Annotated in this window: 16 protein-coding genes; 9 read left to right on the plus strand and 7 right to left on the minus strand. The window is 70.1% G+C overall.

Going from position 1 to position 16,662, the window contains the following annotated elements; all coding sequences use genetic code 11:
- Nucleotides 1–93: 93 nt before the first annotated feature.
- On the plus strand, nt 94–1,056 hold the full coding sequence (locus CXP56_RS08270) for a LysR family transcriptional regulator (RefSeq protein ID WP_286900636.1): 963 nt from the start codon (nt 94–96) through the stop codon (nt 1,054–1,056).
- 127 nt (nt 1,057–1,183) lie between these two features.
- On the opposite strand, the gene CXP56_RS08275 is transcribed toward CXP56_RS08270, so the two are convergent.
- Together CXP56_RS08275 and CXP56_RS08280 are read right to left on the minus strand one after the other, a co-directional pair.
- Entirely contained in the window at nt 1,184–1,846 is a 663-nt protein-coding gene (locus tag CXP56_RS08275; protein WP_286900660.1) for a biotin/lipoyl-containing protein, read from the minus strand.
- Nucleotides 1,753–2,274, minus strand: a complete 522-nt coding sequence (locus tag CXP56_RS08280; RefSeq protein ID WP_286900637.1) for an ATP-binding protein — start codon at nt 2,272–2,274, stop codon at nt 1,753–1,755. The genes CXP56_RS08275 and CXP56_RS08280 overlap by 94 nt, the downstream gene beginning before the upstream one ends.
- A gap of 244 nt (nt 2,275–2,518) precedes the next feature.
- On the opposite strand from CXP56_RS08280, the gene CXP56_RS08285 reads away from it, so the two are divergent.
- Nucleotides 2,519–3,355, plus strand: a complete 837-nt coding sequence (locus CXP56_RS08285) for an urea carboxylase-associated family protein (RefSeq protein WP_286900638.1) — start codon at nt 2,519–2,521, stop codon at nt 3,353–3,355.
- 119 nt (nt 3,356–3,474) lie between these two features.
- Nucleotides 3,475–4,251, plus strand: coding sequence for a LamB/YcsF family protein (locus CXP56_RS08290; protein ID WP_286900639.1), 777 nt, complete (start codon nt 3,475–3,477; stop codon nt 4,249–4,251).
- On the opposite strand, the gene CXP56_RS08295 is transcribed toward CXP56_RS08290, so the two are convergent.
- Nucleotides 4,211–5,095 (minus strand): SDR family oxidoreductase, encoded by an 885-nt coding sequence (locus CXP56_RS08295; protein ID WP_286900640.1) that lies wholly within the window; start codon nt 5,093–5,095, stop codon nt 4,211–4,213. The two genes, CXP56_RS08290 and CXP56_RS08295, sit on opposite strands and share 41 nt — an antisense overlap.
- A 123-nt stretch (nt 5,096–5,218) precedes the next feature.
- Between CXP56_RS08295 and clpB the strand changes: the two genes are divergently transcribed.
- The 6 genes from clpB (at nt 5,219) to CXP56_RS08325 (ending at nt 12,129) form a co-directional block, all read left to right on the plus strand.
- Entirely contained in the window at nt 5,219–7,813 is a 2,595-nt protein-coding gene (clpB, locus tag CXP56_RS08300; protein WP_286900641.1) for an ATP-dependent chaperone ClpB, read from the plus strand.
- 27 nt (nt 7,814–7,840) lie between these two features.
- Nucleotides 7,841–8,560 carry a TtfA family protein gene (locus CXP56_RS08305; RefSeq protein ID WP_245566623.1) on the plus strand — a complete coding sequence of 240 codons (720 nt, stop codon included), beginning with the start codon at nt 7,841–7,843 and terminating at the stop codon, nt 8,558–8,560.
- Between the two features lie 280 nt (nt 8,561–8,840).
- On the plus strand, nt 8,841–9,611 hold the full coding sequence (locus tag CXP56_RS08310; RefSeq protein ID WP_286900642.1) for an SDR family NAD(P)-dependent oxidoreductase: 771 nt from the start codon (nt 8,841–8,843) through the stop codon (nt 9,609–9,611).
- Between the two features lie 166 nt (nt 9,612–9,777).
- Nucleotides 9,778–10,353, plus strand: a complete 576-nt coding sequence (gene pyrE / locus CXP56_RS08315; RefSeq protein ID WP_028847455.1) for an orotate phosphoribosyltransferase — start codon at nt 9,778–9,780, stop codon at nt 10,351–10,353.
- On the plus strand, nt 10,350–11,003 hold the full coding sequence (locus CXP56_RS08320; RefSeq protein ID WP_028847454.1) for a TrmH family RNA methyltransferase: 654 nt from the start codon (nt 10,350–10,352) through the stop codon (nt 11,001–11,003). The genes pyrE and CXP56_RS08320 overlap by 4 nt, the downstream gene beginning before the upstream one ends.
- 73 nt (nt 11,004–11,076) lie before the next feature.
- A complete protein-coding gene (locus tag CXP56_RS08325) occupies nt 11,077–12,129 on the plus strand; it encodes a glycoside hydrolase family 76 protein (RefSeq protein WP_286900661.1) in 1,053 nt (350 codons plus the stop codon).
- 6 nt (nt 12,130–12,135) lie between these two features.
- Here the strand turns inward: CXP56_RS08325 and CXP56_RS08330 are convergent, their stop codons facing one another.
- The 4 genes from CXP56_RS08330 to CXP56_RS08345 form a co-directional block, all read right to left on the minus strand.
- The gene (locus CXP56_RS08330) at nt 12,136–12,771 is read right to left on the minus strand and encodes a DedA family protein (protein WP_286900643.1); all 636 of its coding nucleotides are present in this window, start codon (nt 12,769–12,771) and stop codon (nt 12,136–12,138) included.
- A 142-nt stretch (nt 12,772–12,913) separates the two neighbouring features.
- Nucleotides 12,914–14,539, minus strand: coding sequence for a DHA2 family efflux MFS transporter permease subunit (locus tag CXP56_RS08335; protein ID WP_051310109.1), 1,626 nt, complete (start codon nt 14,537–14,539; stop codon nt 12,914–12,916).
- Nucleotides 14,536–15,099, minus strand: a complete 564-nt coding sequence (locus CXP56_RS08340; RefSeq protein WP_051310108.1) for a MarR family winged helix-turn-helix transcriptional regulator — start codon at nt 15,097–15,099, stop codon at nt 14,536–14,538. The genes CXP56_RS08335 and CXP56_RS08340 overlap by 4 nt, the downstream gene beginning before the upstream one ends.
- Nucleotides 15,100–15,789: 690 nt before the next feature.
- Nucleotides 15,790–16,482 (minus strand): DedA family protein, encoded by a 693-nt coding sequence (locus tag CXP56_RS08345; RefSeq protein WP_286900644.1) that lies wholly within the window; start codon nt 16,480–16,482, stop codon nt 15,790–15,792.
- Between the last annotated feature and the right edge of the window lie 180 nt (nt 16,483–16,662).

The raw sequence follows: 16,662 nt of genomic DNA on the forward strand, positions 1-16,662 counted from the left end.
AGTGATGCGTTATTGATGGGAGAGACCAATAGAATCTCGACATATGTGCATGCCGCCGCGTGATGACCCACGCCCGACCCGGGGAGGCAGCGGATGGAGATTCGTCAGCTGGCCGCGATGATCGCGGTGGCGGAAGCGGGCACGGTGACCAGGGCGGCCGAGCTGCTTCGGGTCGTGCAACCGGCCGTTTCCCGCCAGATCCACGCGCTGGAGAAGGAACTGAACACCGTCCTGTTCGAGCGCACCAAGAACGGCATGGTGCTGACCGACGACGGCAAGGTGTTCCTGGAGTACGCCCGGCGCGCGATGCGGGAACTGGACCGGGCCAGGGCCGAGCTGCGGCCCGCCGACTCGACGCTGCGCGGCCTGGTCACCATCGGCCTCCTGCCCAGTGTCGCCGACCCGCTGGCGGACGCGGTGGTGGAGCGGGTGACCGCAAAGCATCCCGCTGTCCGCATCCGGGTCACCGTCGGTTACGGCGGCCATCTCGCCGAGTGGCTGGACACCGCGGAAGTGGACCTCGCGCTGCTCTACGACGTGGCGGTGAAGACCCGCCTGGCAACCGAACCGCTGGTCGAGGAACCGCTGTGGCTGGTCGGCCCATCGGACTGTGGGTTGACCGAGGCAGATCCGGTGGACCTGCACAGCCGGGTCGGCGAACCTTTCGTGCTGCCCGCGCCGCCGCATGCGCTGCGCTCGATCGTCGACCACGCCGCCGCGCGGCACGGCTACGAGCTGAACGTGGTGGCGGAAACCAACGCGATGTCGGTGCAGCGCAGGATGGCGATGCGCGGCATCGGGCTCACCGTCCTGCCGCGCACCGCCGTCGCCGACGAACTGGCCGCGGGGAAGGTGGCCGCCGCGCCGTTGGCCGGTGAACTGCTGCGCCGACGGCTGGTGCTCGCGCTTCCCACGACCCGACGGCTCGGGCCTGCGGTGGAAGCCGTCGCCGACGTCCTGGTTGCCGAGGTCCACCAGGCGATCCGGCAGGGACGGCAAGGCTGGTGGCCGCTGGCGAAGTGGATCGGCCGGCCTCCCGGCGAGCCTCGCCGGTAGCCGCACGCGGCTCACTCGACGCGGGTCGGCGGCTTCCGGGCGCATCGCGCCGATGGCCCCGCACAACCTCACCCGACACGGCGCACACAACTGCCGAGCACACCCCACCGACAGCCCCGCACACGGCTCACTCGATGCGCGCCAGCTCGGTACCTTCCGCCACGAACTCACCGGGCTTCGCCAGGCAGCGGACCGTCCCGGAGCGATGGGCGTTGATCACCTTCTCCATCTTCATGGCTTCCAGCACGCCAAGGCTCTGGCCTTGCGTGACCTGCTCGCCGTCGGAGACGTGCCATGCCACCAGCACGCCGCTGAGCAGCGCCGTCAGCACCGCCGGATCGGGCGGAGGAGCCGGGGGCTCGTCGGCTGGGCCGGCGCGGAAGGCAGGCACGAAGCCGGCCGGCAAGGCCAGCGACATGCGGCGCCCGTCGACCTCCACCCACGTACGGACGACGTCGGAGCCGTCCGGAGGTAGCGGCCGCTTCCCGGCCAGCTGATCGAGCCATTGGCACTCGGTCTCCAGCCAGCGGGTGTGCACGCGCAGTCCGCCGGGGCCGGTGAAAGCGGGATCCGTCAGCAGCCTGCGGTGCAGGTCCACCACGGTGGGGATGCCCTCGATCCGCAACTCGGCCAGCGCCTGACGCGCCCGTCGCAGTGCCTGGTCCCGGGTCGCCCCGGACACGATCACCTTGGCGATCAGCGCGTCGTACTCGCCGGGGACGACCGATCCCGCCTCGACGCCGGAGTCGACGCGAATCCCCGGGCCGCCGGGCAGGTCGAACCGCTCGATCCGGCCAGGGCCCGGAAGGAACCCGCGGGCGGGGTCCTCGCGGTGATGCGGAACTCGACCGCGTGCCGGATCGGCCGCGGGTCGTCGCCGACCTCCATCGGCAGGCCGTCCGCGATGAGCAGCTGCTGCCGGAGCAGGTCGACGCCGAACGCTTCCTCGGTGACCGGATGTTCGACCTGCAGCCGCGTGTTGACCTCGAGAAACGTCACCGCTCCCGATTCGCCGACAAGGAACTCGACGGTCCCGGCACCGCGGTAGTTCACCGCGGCACAGATGTTTTTGGCAGCCGTCCGAAGTAGCTCTTCCTGCTCCGGATCCAGATACGGCGCCGACGACCCGAGTACGGCGCGCCGCCCGAAGACGTCGGACAGCCACCCGGCAACCGGCGTCACCAGGCACACCACCACCATCGCCACCACCGAGGACACCGACGCAGTGTGCGGGGACTCGTCACGGCGGCACCGCGCGAGGGCGGTGCGTGGGCTGGCCACTCCCCGACCCGGCACGGATCCGGCATGCCCCCTGGCCGTCCGCCGCACCGTGCCGAGCCCGGCGCCGACGCGTGCTCCGCCGGCGCCGGGCCTTCCTCCACCGCCCTGCTCGATCGGCCACCGGAACCCGTCCGGCACCGGTGACCGCGCGCACGACCCGCATCCATCCGAGAGGACCGTCATGGGATCTGTACCGGCGCTCTACCGCACCACCGCTGGATCACCGCTGCGCGCCGACACGGAGTTCTACGAAAAACTCGCCGACGACACCGCATCGCGCACCCTGGCACAGCGGTTCGTCGTGCCACCGCGATCGGGACGTGCGTGGGAAGTTCCCGCCGGCTCGATCTGCCGCATCGTCGCGATCGAAGGACCGCAGGTCGCCGACCTCAACGTGTGGAACCGGCACGACCCGCGCGAGCGCATGTGGGCCGCGCGCACCCGTCAGCTGGAGGGGGCGCACGTCACCCGGTTCAACCGCCTCTGGTCGACGCTGCCGTTCCTCCGCCCGCTGGTGACCATCATCGGCGACTCGCTGGAGTCCTACGGCGTGGACGAAGACGGCGGCCGGGTGCACGAACTGCTGGGCTCACGCTGCGACCCGTACATCAACAGCATCCTGTCCGGCAAGGACTACGACTTCCACTGCCACTCGAACCTGGTGCGCGCGGTGCTGCCGTACGGCTTGACCGAGTTCGATGTGCACGACGTGCTGAACGTTTTCCAGGTCGCCGGGCTGAACGACGACGGTCACTACTTCATCAAGCCGTGCCCGGCTCGCCGCGGCGACTACTTCGAGTTCTTCGCCGAACTCGACCTGCTGTGTGCCATGTCGACCTGCCCAGGCGGTGACCTGACCAAGCCCATCTGGGGAGCGGACGAAGCGGAGCTGGATTCGGTCTGCCGTCCGCTCGCCGTCGAGGTCTACCGGCCGGATCCGGCGTTGCTCGAGGGCTGGCGCAGCCCGGAGCTGCCGCCGTACCGGGGCCTGCACGGGATGCGGCTGCCCAACACCTGACCCGCCGAGCATCCGGAGCGCACACCCCGACAGCCCGGCCAAGGGCCACCCATCCGCCGCCTGCGTGCGGCCCTGCCCACCGGGACAACCAGCACGTTCACGCCAACAGGACGGAGCCGATGACCAAGACCATCGACCTGATCGCGGACCTCGGCGAAGGGTTCGGCAAGTACACGGTGGCCGACGACGACGCCCTGCTGTCCATCGTGTCCTCGGCCAACGTGGCCTGCGGCTTCCACGCCGGGGACCCCAGGGTGCTGGATCGCACCGTGCGAGCCTGCGCCGAGCACGGCGTCTCGCTCGGCGCCCACCCCGGCTTCCCCGACCTCCCCGGCTTCGGCCGCCGCACCATCGAGCTGAGCAGGCACGAGGTCATGACCGACACGCTGTATCAAATCGGGGCCCTGGCCGCGTTCGCCCGGCGGCACGACGTCCCGGTCCGGCACGTCTCACCGCACGGCAAGCTGGGCAACCTCTGCGTGACCCACGAAACCTACGCCCGCGGTGTGCTCGACGCCGTGCTCGCGTTCGACCAAGAACTCGTCGTCGTCTGCCAGGAAGGCGTGCTCACCGCGATGGCACGCGAACACGGGCTTCCGGTCGCGGTGATCGGGTTCGCCGACCGCAACTACAACGACGACGGAACTCTGGTCGACCGTCGCCACCCCGACGCGCTCGTGCGCAACGCCGATCTCGTGGTCGAACGCGCTGTGCAGCTGGCCACCAAGGGCACCGTCACCACCGTCAGCGGAACCGAGATACCGGTGCCGTGCGACACGGTGCTCGTGCACGGCGACACGGCTGGTTCTGTCACGCTCGCCCGCCGCGTGCGCGCGGCCCTCGAGGCCGCAGGCGTCACCATCGCCCCGTTCCACGCCCCGGCTGGCGTGCGCTGACCGCGGGCGGAGGCTCAGATCCCCGAGCTTCTTCTTCATGCCCTTCAGGCCGATCCGGCTGATCACGTCGCGCAGCCGGATCGGCGCACCCCGGTCCAGCCACCACGTCACCCGTGCGCCGAGCGGGGCGACGATGACCGGCGCGTCGGTCTCCAGCCCGCGCAATGCGTCGGCGGCCAGCCGCTCCGGCGGGTAGAACTTTGCCGCCCTGCAGCAGCTTCGCCAGGTCGTGGAAGAGCTCCCTGGCTTTCGTCCCGACCGCGGTCTGCGGCAGCCGGTCGTTGGCCTGCGCGAAGATCGGGGTGTCGATCACGCCCGGGCACAGCACGCTCACCTGCACCCCGTGCAGGGCGGCCTCGGCGCGCAGGCTCAGGCTCAACGCCACCACGGCGTGCTTGGTCGCGGTGTACGGGCCGGTGAGCGGGCTGACCACCAAACCGGCCAGCGACGCCGTGTTGAGGATCTGCCCCCGCCCGCGGGCCTTCATCTTCAGGTAGGCGGCGTGCGCGCCGTGCACGACGCCGCGCAGGTTCACGTCGATACAGCGATTCCAGTGCTCGAGCCCGAGCTCGTCGGCCGCACCGCCGACCGCGATCCCGGCGTTGTTCACCATCAGATCCAGCCCGTGCTCGGCGTCGACCTCGTCGACCAGCGCCTGCACGGCTGCCGCGTCGGTGACGTCCAGCCGGCGGGCGAACGCGCGGGACCCGAGCCGTTCGGCCACCCGTGCGGCGCCATCGGTGTCGAGGTCGGCGAGGTAGACGGTGTCGCCGCGGGCCACCAGCTTGTCGGCCAATGCCTCGCCGATCCCGGAAGCGGTACCCGTGACGATCGCAGTTGCCATCAACCGAGCCTACCGATACGAAAGTTGAGCGGAACTCACTCAACTTTTCCGACGTTGACCAGATGACGACGCTGCACACAGCGGTCACACAGGCTTCATCGGAACGCACGGAGAAGGCAGGGGATGGACGCGTTCAACCCGACAACCAAGACGCAGCAGGCGATCTCGTCGGCGGCGCAAGCGGCGACGGTCGCGGGCAATCCGGACATCACGCCCGCTCACCTGCTCGGCGCACTGCTGGCGCAAAGCGACGGCCTGGCCGGCCCGCTGCTCACCGCGGTGGGCGCGGACCCACGGAAGGTGCACGCCGAGCTGGAGTCGATCACCCGCACGCTGCCCACCGCCACCGGTGCGACCGTGTCCGCCCCGTCGTTCGACCGCTACGCGGTCAAGTCGCTGAGCAAGGCGCAGCAGCTGGCCACCGAACTCGGTGACGAGTACGTCTCCACCGAGCACCTGATGGTCGGCCTGGCCTCCGAAGGCGGTCAGGTGGCCGACCTGCTCAGGCGGCACGGCGCCACGCCGGAAGCGCTGCGCGAGGCGTTCACCAAGGTGCGCGGGTCGGCGCGGGTCACTTCGCCGGACCCGGAAGGCACCTACCAGGCGCTGGAGAAGTACGGCGTCGACCTGACCGAGCGCGCCCGCAAGGGTGAGCTCGACCCGGTGATCGGGCGCGACGCGGAGATCCGCCGGGTGGTGCAGGTGCTGTCCCGCCGCACCAAGAACAACCCGGTGCTGATCGGCGAGCCCGGCGTGGGCAAGACGGCCATCGTGGAGGGCCTGGCGCAGCGCATCGTGGCGGGTGACGTGCCGGATTCGCTGCGCGGCAAGCGGGTGGTGGCGCTGGACGTCGGCTCGATGGTGGCCGGCGCGAAGTACCGCGGCGAGTTCGAGGAACGGCTCAAGGCGGTGCTGAAGGAGATCACCGAGTCGGCGGGCCAGATCATCACGTTCATCGACGAGCTGCACACCATCGTCGGCGCGGGCACCACCGGGGAGGGCTCGATGGACGCCGGCAACATGATCAAGCCGATGCTGGCCCGCGGCGAGCTGCGCATGGTGGGTGCCACCACGCTGGACGAGTACCGGAAGCACATCGAGAAGGACGCCGCGCTGGAGCGCCGCTTCCAGCAGGTGCTGGTCGGCGAGCCGTCGGTGGAGGACACCGTCGGCATCCTGCGTGGCCTCAAGGAGCGCTACGAGGTGCACCACGGTGTGCGGATCACCGACAGCGCCCTGGTGGCCGCGGCGACGCTGTCCGACCGGTACATCACCGCGCGTTTCCTGCCGGACAAGGCGATCGACCTGGTCGACGAGGCGGCCAGCAGGCTGCGGATGGAGATCGACTCCCGGCCGGTGGAGGTCGACGAGGTGGAGCGAGCCGTCCGCAGGCTGGAGATCGAGGAGATGGCGCTGGAGAAGGAGCAGGACGAGGCGTCCCGCGAGCGGCTGGCGGCGCTGCGCACCGAGCTGGCCGAGAAGCGCGAGCAGCTGGCCGCCCTCACCACGCGCTGGCAGAACGAGAAGCGGTCGATCGACCGGATCCGTGACCTGAAGGAGCAGCTGGAGCAGCTGCGCGGGGAAGCGGACCGGGCGGAGCGGGACGCGGACCTGGGTCGCGCCGCCGAGCTGCGCTACGGCAAGATCCCGGCGCTGGAGAAGGAGCTGGAGGCGGCCTCGCAGGCGGCGGGCGACAAGGAGAGCCCGATGCTCAAGGAAGAGGTCGGGCCGGACGACGTGGCGGACGTGGTGTCGGCGTGGACCGGCATCCCGGCGGGCCGTCTGCTGGAGGGCGAGACCGGCAAGCTGCTGCGCATGGAGGCCGAGCTCGGCAAGCGGGTGATCGGCCAAGAGGAAGCGGTGAAGGCGGTCTCGGACGCGGTGCGGCGGTCCCGCGCCGGGGTCAGCGACCCGGACCGGCCGACCGGCTCGTTCCTGTTCCTTGGTCCGACCGGGGTGGGCAAGACCGAGCTGGCCAAGGCGCTGGCCGAGTTCCTGTTCGACGACGAGCGGGCGCTCACCAGGATCGACATGAGCGAGTACGCCGAGAAGCACTCGGTGGCCCGGCTGGTCGGCGCCCCGCCCGGGTACGTCGGCTACGACCAGGGCGGCCAGCTGACCGAGACGGTGCGCCGCCGCCCGTACTCCGTGGTGCTGCTGGACGAGGTGGAGAAGGCGCACCCGGACGTGTTCGACGTCCTGCTGCAGGTGCTCGACGACGGGCGGCTGACCGACGGCCAGGGTCGCACGGTCGACTTCCGCAACACCATCGTGGTGCTCACGTCGAACCTGGGCTCGCAGGCGATCGCCGACCCGACGCTGGACGACCGGGGCCGCAAGGACGCCGTGATGAGCGTGGTGCGGCAGCACTTCAAGCCGGAGTTCCTCAACCGGCTGGACGACATCGTGGTGTTCCACTCGCTGGACACCGAACAGCTCGGGTCGATCGTGGACATCCAGGTGCGCAGGCTGAGCGAGCGGCTGGCGCAGCGGCGGCTGACCCTGGATGTCACACCGGCGGCCCGCGAGTGGCTGGCGGTCAACGGCTACGACCCGATCTACGGGGCACGGCCGCTGCGCCGCCTGGTGCAGACCGCGATCGGCGACCAGCTGGCCAAGTCGCTGCTGTCCGGGGAGGTCCGGGACGGCGACAAGGTGCGGGTGGACGTCTCCGACAACCCCACGGCCGACACGCTCGTCGTCACTCGAGCGAGTTGACCTGGATCTGGCGATAGGCTGGCTGACGTGCCTGCCTGGGTTTGGTTCCTGATCGCGTTCATCGCCCTGGTCGCCGGGCTGACCCTGCTGGCGATCGACAAGTCGCGGGAAGGCTCCCGGCATCGTGAGCGGCTGCGCTGGGCGGACTTGCGCGGCTGGAAGTTCGCCGACGAGGACGCCCGCATGGTCAGCCACTGGACCGAGGGCGCGATGGGGTACTACGGCGCCGAGGCGGCGGTCAACGTGGTGGCCGGGTCCACGTTCACCAGCGAGGGCCGCCGCACGGTGTACGTGTTCGACATCGAAGCGGACCGGCAGATCCCGGCGACGGTGGTGGCCATCCGGCTGGGCGAGGTGTTCCCGGTGCTGCTCGAGCTGTGGTTGCCGTCGGTGCCGTTCCAGCGCGCCGAGATGCCCGAGCTGCTCGGGCCGGCAGGCCACCGGTACGCCTTCACCGACGACCTCGAGCTGGCCAAGCAGCACCTGTCGGAGGAGTTGATCGACCACGCCGACGAGCTCGGCGGCGACGTGAGCGTGCTGTGGCTGGAGCAGGACTGGGTGCTGGCCGCGGTGTCGCCGAACGCCGGGCCGACCAGGCTGGAACGGCTGCTGCGCGACCTCGGTGACATCGCCGACATCGTGGACCCGGGTGACGTCAGCGCCTCGGACAAGCACGTGTGGCAGGACCCGCCGGAAGGTGTCCGGCACGTGGATCCGCTCCACGAACGGCCGCACGGCCCGCTGTGAGTGCGGCCGCGAGCGCTGCGATCACCGTTGGTTCGCCGAGCTGCCGGGGCCGTGAGCGGCATGCGCGCCGCCCGGCCCGCGCGCCCGGCCCGTGCTGCCGCGCCACGTTCGACTACGACGTGCTGGTCATCGGGCCCCGCGCGCCCGGCCCGCGCTGCCGCGCCCGGCTGACGCCGCTACGACCGTCGCCCGCGGCTCGACAGGCCGGCGGCGACGACACTCCGGCCACACCGTGGGCTGGAACCGGCACGCTCGGTGATCATGCCGCTAAGCTGGCGGCATGCCGACCGCATTGATCACCGGGGCCAGCGCGGGCATCGGCGCGGAGTTCGCCAGGCAGCTGGCCGGGCGCGGCTACGACGTGGTGCTGGTCGCCCGCACGCGGGAGACGCTGGAGAAGGTGGCGGCCCAGGTGCGTGGCGCGCACGGCGTCGAGGCGCACGTGCTGCCCGCCGACCTCGGCGACGCCGCGCAGCGGCGCACGGTCGAGCAGTGGCTGGCGGACAACCCGGTCGATCTGCTGGTGAACAACGCGGGCTTCGGGCTCAACGGCGCGTTCGCCGACGTGCCGGTCGAGCGGCTGAACGAGCAGCTGGAGGTCAACGTCACGGCGGTGATGCGGCTGACCCACGCCGCGCTGCCCGGGATGATCCGGCGGCGTTCCGGGGCGATCGTCAACGTGTCCAGCTTCGCGGGCTTCTTCCCGGCCGCGGGTGCCGCCTACGGCGCCACGAAGGCGTGGGTGACGGCCTTCTCGGAGGGCTTGGCGGCTTCGCTGGCCGGCACCGGCATCCGGGTGCTCGCCCTCGCCCCCGGGTTCACCCGGACCGAGTTCCACGACCGGGCGGGCGACCAGGATCGCGGTCCACGGTGGATGTGGCTGAACGCGGACCGCGTGGTGCGGGAATGCCTGGCGGACCTCGACCGCGGCAAGGGCGTCTCGGTGCCCGGCAAGCGGTGGAAGGCGCTGCTGGCGCTGGTGCGGCTGCTGCCGCCGCCCGCGCGACGGTGGGTGGGGGCCAAGGTCGCGACGCAGCGCGGCCGCACCTGACCGTGCGGCACCCCGGCAATCCGGCCCCCAAGCCACATACGTTTCATCCACGGCACCCGCGAAACGAACCGTGCGGCACCCGGCAAACCAGCCCGAAGCCACACACGTCTCACCCACGGCACCCGCGAAACGAACCGTGCGGCACGGGCTCGTAGGCTGAAGATTTGTGACGTCATCCCGCCCTACCGCCGCTGTCGACCAAACCGCCCGCGCCCGGCTTGCCCGGCTGATCACCGAGCTGTGCGTCGTGCACGGCAAGGTCACGCTCGCTTCCGGTAAGGAAGCCGACTACTACGTCGACCTGCGCCGCGCGACGCTGCACCACGCCGCCGCCCCGCTGATCGGCAAGCTGATGCGCCAGCTGACCTCCGACTGGGACTACGTCGCCGCAGGCGGCCTCACCCTCGGGGCCGACCCGGTGGCCACCGCCATGCTGCACTCCGCCGCGGCCGACGGCGTGGTGCTCGATGCGTTCGTCGTGCGCAAGGAAAGCAAACAACACGGCCTGCAACGGCGTATCGAGGGCATCGACGTGGCAGGCCAGCGCGTCCTTGCCGTGGAGGACACCTCGACCACCGGCGGCAGCGTGCTCACCGCGGTCGACGCGCTGGAGGAAGCCTCCGCGACCGTGGTCGGCGTGGCGACGATCGTGGACCGCGACACCGGTGCGCGCGAGGCCATCGAGGCCCGCGGCCTGGAATACCGGTCGCTGCTCGGGCTGGAAGACCTGGGACTGGCGTGACGACCGACGAACCGGGCCCCACCGAGTGGACCGCGCGCGGCCAGGTCGGCGTCGGCCCGTGGGAGGGCCCGTGGCCGTCGGACGATCGCTACGACCCCGAGCTGCTGGCCAACGGCGACCGGCGCAACGTGGTGGACCGGTACCGGTACTGGCGCCGGGAGGCCATCGTGGCCGACCTGGACCGGCGCAGGCATCCATTCCACGTGGCCATCGAGAACTTCCAGCACGACCACAACATCGGCACCGTGGTACGCACCGCCAACGCGTTCGCCGCGAAGGCGGTGCACATCGTCGGCAAGCGCCGGTGGAACCGGCGGGGCGCCATGGTGACCGACCGCTACCAGCACATCCACCATCACCCGGACATCGCCGCGCTACAGGCTTTCGCCGACGAGCACGGGCTGACCGTGGTCGCGGTCGACAACACCCCGGGTGCACAGCGGCTGGAACGATGTGAGCTGCCGCTGAAGTCGCTGCTGTTGTTCGGCCAGGAGGGGCCGGGGTTGTCCGCCGAAGCGCAGGAAGCCGCCGCTCTGCGGGTGTCCATCGCACAGTTCGGGTCGACCAGGTCGATCAACGCAGGCGTCGCCGCGGGAATCGTCATGCACGCGTGGATCCGGCAGCATGCCGATCTGAACCAGGCCTGGTAGCCCCGCGACGGCATCGTCATCCATCGCAAGCCTGCCCGTTCGAGGCAGGCGGGCAGGGCGTGTCCGGACTAGCCTGCACAACGTGATCGAGCGGGCGGCCGAGGCGGAAGCCGCGGTCCTCGGGCGGCACCTCGGGTTGCTGTGGGCGCTGCCCGGCACCCGGCTGGGCAGGGACGCGTGGCCGCAGGCCATGCGGCACCGGATGCACGCCGGCTGGAACTACTGGTGGCAGGCGCACCTGCTGGATTGCCTGGTCGACGCCCAGCTACGGGCGCCGACGCCGCGGCGCGCCGGGCTCGTCCGCGGTCTGGCCCGCGGCGTGTGGTTGCGCAACCGCATGCGCTGGATCAACAACTACTACGACGACATGGCGTGGCTGGCGCTGGCCTTGCACCGAGCCGCTGCCGTGACCGGCATGAACACCCGGCGCGCCGTGCGTCGGCTGTCCGCCGAGCTGTGGTCGGCCTGGTCCACTACCGAGGGTGGTGGCATCCGCTGGCGACGCGGCACCGAGTACAAGAACGCTCCGGCCAACGGGCCGGCCGCCATCCTGCACGCCCGCCTCGGCGAGCGGGACCGCGCGGCGGCCATCGCCGAGTGGATGACCGAGCGCCTGGTCGATCCGCGCACCGGCCTGGTGTTCGACGGCCTGGCGATCTACCGCGACGGCCGCCCGGCCAAGCTGTCCCGCCGGATCTACACCTACTGCCAGGGCGTCTATCTCGGCGCGTGCGTGGAGCTGTGGTCGGCGCAGGAGCCGAAGTGGTGCGACCGGGCGGTGCGGACCATCGACGCCGTCGCGGAGCATCTGGCTCCCGGTGGCGTGCTGCGCGGAGAGGGAGGCGGGGACGGCGGGCTGTTTCCCGGCATCCTGGCCCGCTATCTCGCCGATGCCGCCATCCGGCTGCCCGGCGAGGCCGCAGGCACGGCAGCGAACCTGGTCCGGACATCGGCGGAAGCATGCTGGCACAACGCCGCACGCGTACACGGCAGACCCCTGTTCGGCCCGGACTGGTCCCAGCCGCTGCGGATCCCGTTTCCCGAGGCGGCCCGCGACCTCACGGTGCAGCTGAGCGGCTGGATGCTGCTGGAGGCGGCGGCCCGGCTGGACCGGGCGGCGCGGTGACCCGGGTCAGCCGACCGGCTCGTCCTCCACCGGCTTGGCGATCTCCTGCCGGTACTTCCACAGACCCCAGATGGTGCCCGCCACGACGCAGACGACCATGCCCCACATCACCAGCTCCTGCAACCACGGCAGCTGATCCAGCAGACCCGATCCGTAGTAGCCGAGCAGCACCAGCGTCGGCACCCACAGCACCGCTCCGACGGCGGTGGCGAACAAGTACTTGCGCTTGTCCATACCGGCGGCCCCGGCGACCAGCGGCGCCAGCGTGCGCACCCACGGCAGCCACCTGGCCAGCACGATCGCGAACACGCCGCGCCGGTCCAGGAACGCCCTGGCACGTTCCAGGTTCTCCCGGTTGAGAATCTTGCCGCCGCGCCTGGCCACGAACCGGGTGCCGACCTTGCTCCCGATCAGATAACCGACGTGGTTGGCCACGACGGCCACGCCCAGCGCCACCAGCGACAACCACCAGGCACTTGCCTCGGCGTCGTGGTCGGCGAGGATCACTCCGGCGGCGAACAACAGCGTGTCCCCGGGCAGGAACAAGCCGACGATCAACGAGCATTCGATGAAGACGAACGACAGAACCACGACCCACACCACGGTCGGCCCTGCATCCGTCAGCCAGCTCAGTCCCTGCACAATGCGTCAGCCTACGTCGATCGGGTGAAGACGACAGAAACCAGGGGCCCGAAGTGCCGTACCCCACGATACGAGCCGTACGACACCGTTTCCACGAACTCCACGGAATTCGGCGTCGTACGGCTCGATGTCTTGTCGTTTCTCACCCCGCGGTTGTTGCCGCGAGTTCGGCATTCGATTCCCGATCGTGCGGGCCGCGGGCGTCGGCCAGTGGGATTTCCTTCAGGAACAGCAGCACCACGGTCGCCAGCAACGCCACGGCGGAGGCGACGTAGAACACCGAATTGATCGACTCGGTGAAGCCGATCAGGAACGGCTTGGCCTGTTCCAGCGGAATTTCCTGCAGGAACGACGAGTCCGCCATGACGTCCACGCCCTTGGGCACGGCCGCGGGCGAGACGCCGAGCGAGCGGAACGCCGACGCGATGTTGCCGGACAGGGTGCTGAACAGGATGGACAGGAACACCGCCACCCCCAGCGTGCCGCCGACCTGACGGAACAGGGTGGCCGACGCCGTCGAGACACCCATGTCCCGGCGCGGCCCGGCGTTCTGCACCGCGATCATCAGCGTCTGCATGCAGGCGCCGAGACCGGCTCCGATGACCGCCATCAGGACCAGCGCGTGCCACGTCGGGCTGTTCCACTCCAGCTGGGCGAACAGCAGCGATCCGAGCGAGATCACCATGGTGCCGATGATCGGGAAGATCTTGTACCGCCCGGTCTTCTGCGTGATCCGGCCGACGATCAGCGTCGACGACATCATCCCGACCATCATCGGCAGGCTCAGCAGGCCGGCCTCGGTCGGCGAGAAGCCCTGCACGATCTGCAGGTACTGCGGGATCAGCACGATCGCACCGAACATCGCCACGCCGAGGATGAACCCGGCGATCAGCGCCACGGTGAACGTCTTGTTGGTGAACAGCCGCAACGGGATCAGGCCCGCCTCGCCCATCCGGCGCTGGACCAGCACGAAGGCGACCAGGCTGGCCAGGCCGACCGCGACGCAGACCAGCGCCGTGGTGGACGTCCAGCCCCACTGGCGTCCCTGCTCGGCCAGGATCAGCAACGGCACCAGGAACGCGGTCAGCGTGGCCGCGCCCCACCAGTCGATGCGCTGCTTGCGCGGCTGGTGCGGGACGTTGAGCACCCTGGTCACCACGACCAGTGCCACGATGCCGACCGGCAGGTTCACCAGGAACACCCAGCGCCAGCCGTCCAGCCCGACGAACGTGTCCATGCCGGCGAACAGCCCGCCCAGGACCGGACCGAGCACGCTGGAGACACCCCAGACGCTCATCATGTAGCCGGCGTAGCGGGCGCGCCGCCGCGGCGGGATGATGTCGCCGACGATCGTCATGGCCAGCGACATCAGGCCACCGGCGCCGAGTCCTTGCACGGCACGGTAGACCGCCAGCTCGTACATGGACGTGGCGAACGTACAGGCCAGCGATCCGATCAGGAACACGGAGATGGCCGTCAGGTAGAGCGGCTTGCGCCCGTAGATGTCGGACAGCTTGCCGTAGATCGGCGTGGTGATCGTCGCGGTGATCAGGTACGCGGTGGTCGCCCACGCCTGGATGCTGAGCCCGTGCAGGTCGTCCGCGATGGTGCGGATGGCGGTGCTGACGATGGTCTGGTCCAACGAGGCCAGCAACATGCCCATCATCAGCCCGGACAGGATCGTCACGATCTGCCGGTGCGACAGCAGCGGAATCTCGTCCGCGTCAGGGGCCGCCGTCGGCGGCTGATGGGTGGTACCCCTGCTCATGCGGTCCTCTCGGTGTGCGATGCGCGATTGCGTTCGGCGGATGGTTCGGTGGCTGCCAGGTTGCGGGTGATGTCGTCGCTGAGCCGGCCGAGCAGCGTCACCAGGCGGTCGACGTCGTCGTCGGGCCAGTGCTGCAAGATCGTCGCCAGCCATCGGTTCCGTACCGCGCGTACGCGCTCGTGAATCTCGTGGCCGGCCTCGGTGAGGGCGAGCAGGCAGGCCCGTCCGTCGTTCGGATCCGCCTGCCGCTCGATGAACCCGGCCTGTACCAGTGCGGATGTCTGCCTGCTGATCGTGGAGACGTCGGCGTGGACCCGCTCCGCGATGGTCGACGTCCGGCTCGGGCCTTCCCGGTGCAGCACGGCCAGGATGGGGAAGGCGCTCGGCTCGATCTCCGGGAGCTCGCTGGACATCCGGAATTTGGCCTTGGTCAGCACCCGGATCAGCCGGCTGAACGTGTCACCGAGCCGCTCGGCGCTCACCATCTTCTCCGGCGGCATCCCGCCGGTGGAGTCGGTGACGGTCGCCGAAAGGTCGGTGGGGGTGGCGGTACCGGACATCGGATGGCCTCACTAGTTGCTTGCATCAATCAACTAATTTCGTCTGTCAACTATCCAGGAAGTCGGGGCGCGTCGCAACCGAATTTCCTGGCGTGTGACCAGATGCACGATTTCGGCCCTACACCCGGGCGGCGCTGCACACCGTGACGGCCGCGCCCGCTGACCGGCCCGAAAGGGAGGTCGCCGACGATCCGGGCGAAGACCGCAGTGCCAAGGCATCGGTGGGCTGGTGAGCCGGACCGTGCGCAACTCGATCGGCGTCCAACACACCGCAGACCGCTCACCCGACCGCCGCACCGCCACACGCCGTACCGAGCCAAACACCGCCCCACCAACCCAAGCGGCAACCACAGCCTCACGCACCCCGGACTGCAGCGACGACCATGCCCACGCGGCCCGGGCGTTCCCGGCGCGCCGCTGACCGATCGCTCGATCAGTGGCAGTCACGGGCAGGCGCTTCCGCTGGGCAACGCCTGCAGCGCTGTCCACACGTGCCAAGCACCAGGAAAAAGGTCCGGCCGTCGCACTCGCCGAGCGAACCTCTCGGCTTGGACGCTTCAAGCCGGGTGCTCGGCGCGGGCAGGCGGCCGCCGCGAAAACATCGCGTCCAGGCGCAGCAGTTACGCCACTTCGATGCGCCGCGGCCCGGGCATCGCCGTCCGGCGGATCGAGCGCATCACGCCGACGCGATCAGTTCTCCGCTTGCGGGCGCACCGGCTCATCGGCCTGCGACTCGGCCGCGTTCTTCTTCTTGCGGCGCGACCGCACGTATTCGATCACGATCGGCAGTACCGACACGAGCACGATCAGGATCGCCATCGCGTCGATGTTGTCCCGGATGAACGCGATGTCGCCGAGCAGGTAGCCGAGCACGATCAGCCCGGCCGCCCACAGGATGCCGCCTAGCACCGTGAAGGTGAAGTACTTGCGCGGATCCATCCGGCCCACGCCGGCGATCCAGGTGATGAACGTCCGCACGAACGGGACGAACCTGGCCAGCACGACCGCCTTGGCACCGTGCTTGTCCAAAAAGGCGTGCGTCTTGTCCACGTACTGCGGCTTGAAGAACCGCGAATCGGGTTTGAACAGCGCGGGCCCGACCTTCCACCCGATGCTGAACCCGACCACGTTGCCGACGATCGCCGCGACGGTGGCCAGCGTGCACACCAACCACAGCGGAGCGTCGATGGCCCCGGTCGCCACGAACAAGCCCGCGGTGAACAGCAGCGAGTCCCCGGGGAGCACCGGGAAGATGCTGCTCTCGGCGAACAGGATCACGCACAGGATGGCGATGACCGCCGGCGTCAGACCGTCGAGCAGTCGCTCGGGGTCCAGCCACTCCGGCAGCAGCGACGCTTTGGCAATCGGCAACGCGAGGTCCACGGGACTTCACGCTACCCGAGTCGCCGGCCACATTCGCAGCGCGGTCGGCCTGTCACGCACCGTCGAAAGCCCGGGATCCGGCCATCGCGGGCGCATGCCGACAGCTCCGAGGCATCCCCGGTCGATCACCAGCTGAGCGTGACCGGAACCAGGCCACGGCCACGGACAGCCATGCGCTGC

It is taken from the genome of Thermocrispum sp., from assembly GCF_002919275.1.
Lineage (GTDB): Bacteria > Actinomycetota > Actinomycetes > Mycobacteriales > Pseudonocardiaceae > Thermocrispum > Thermocrispum agreste.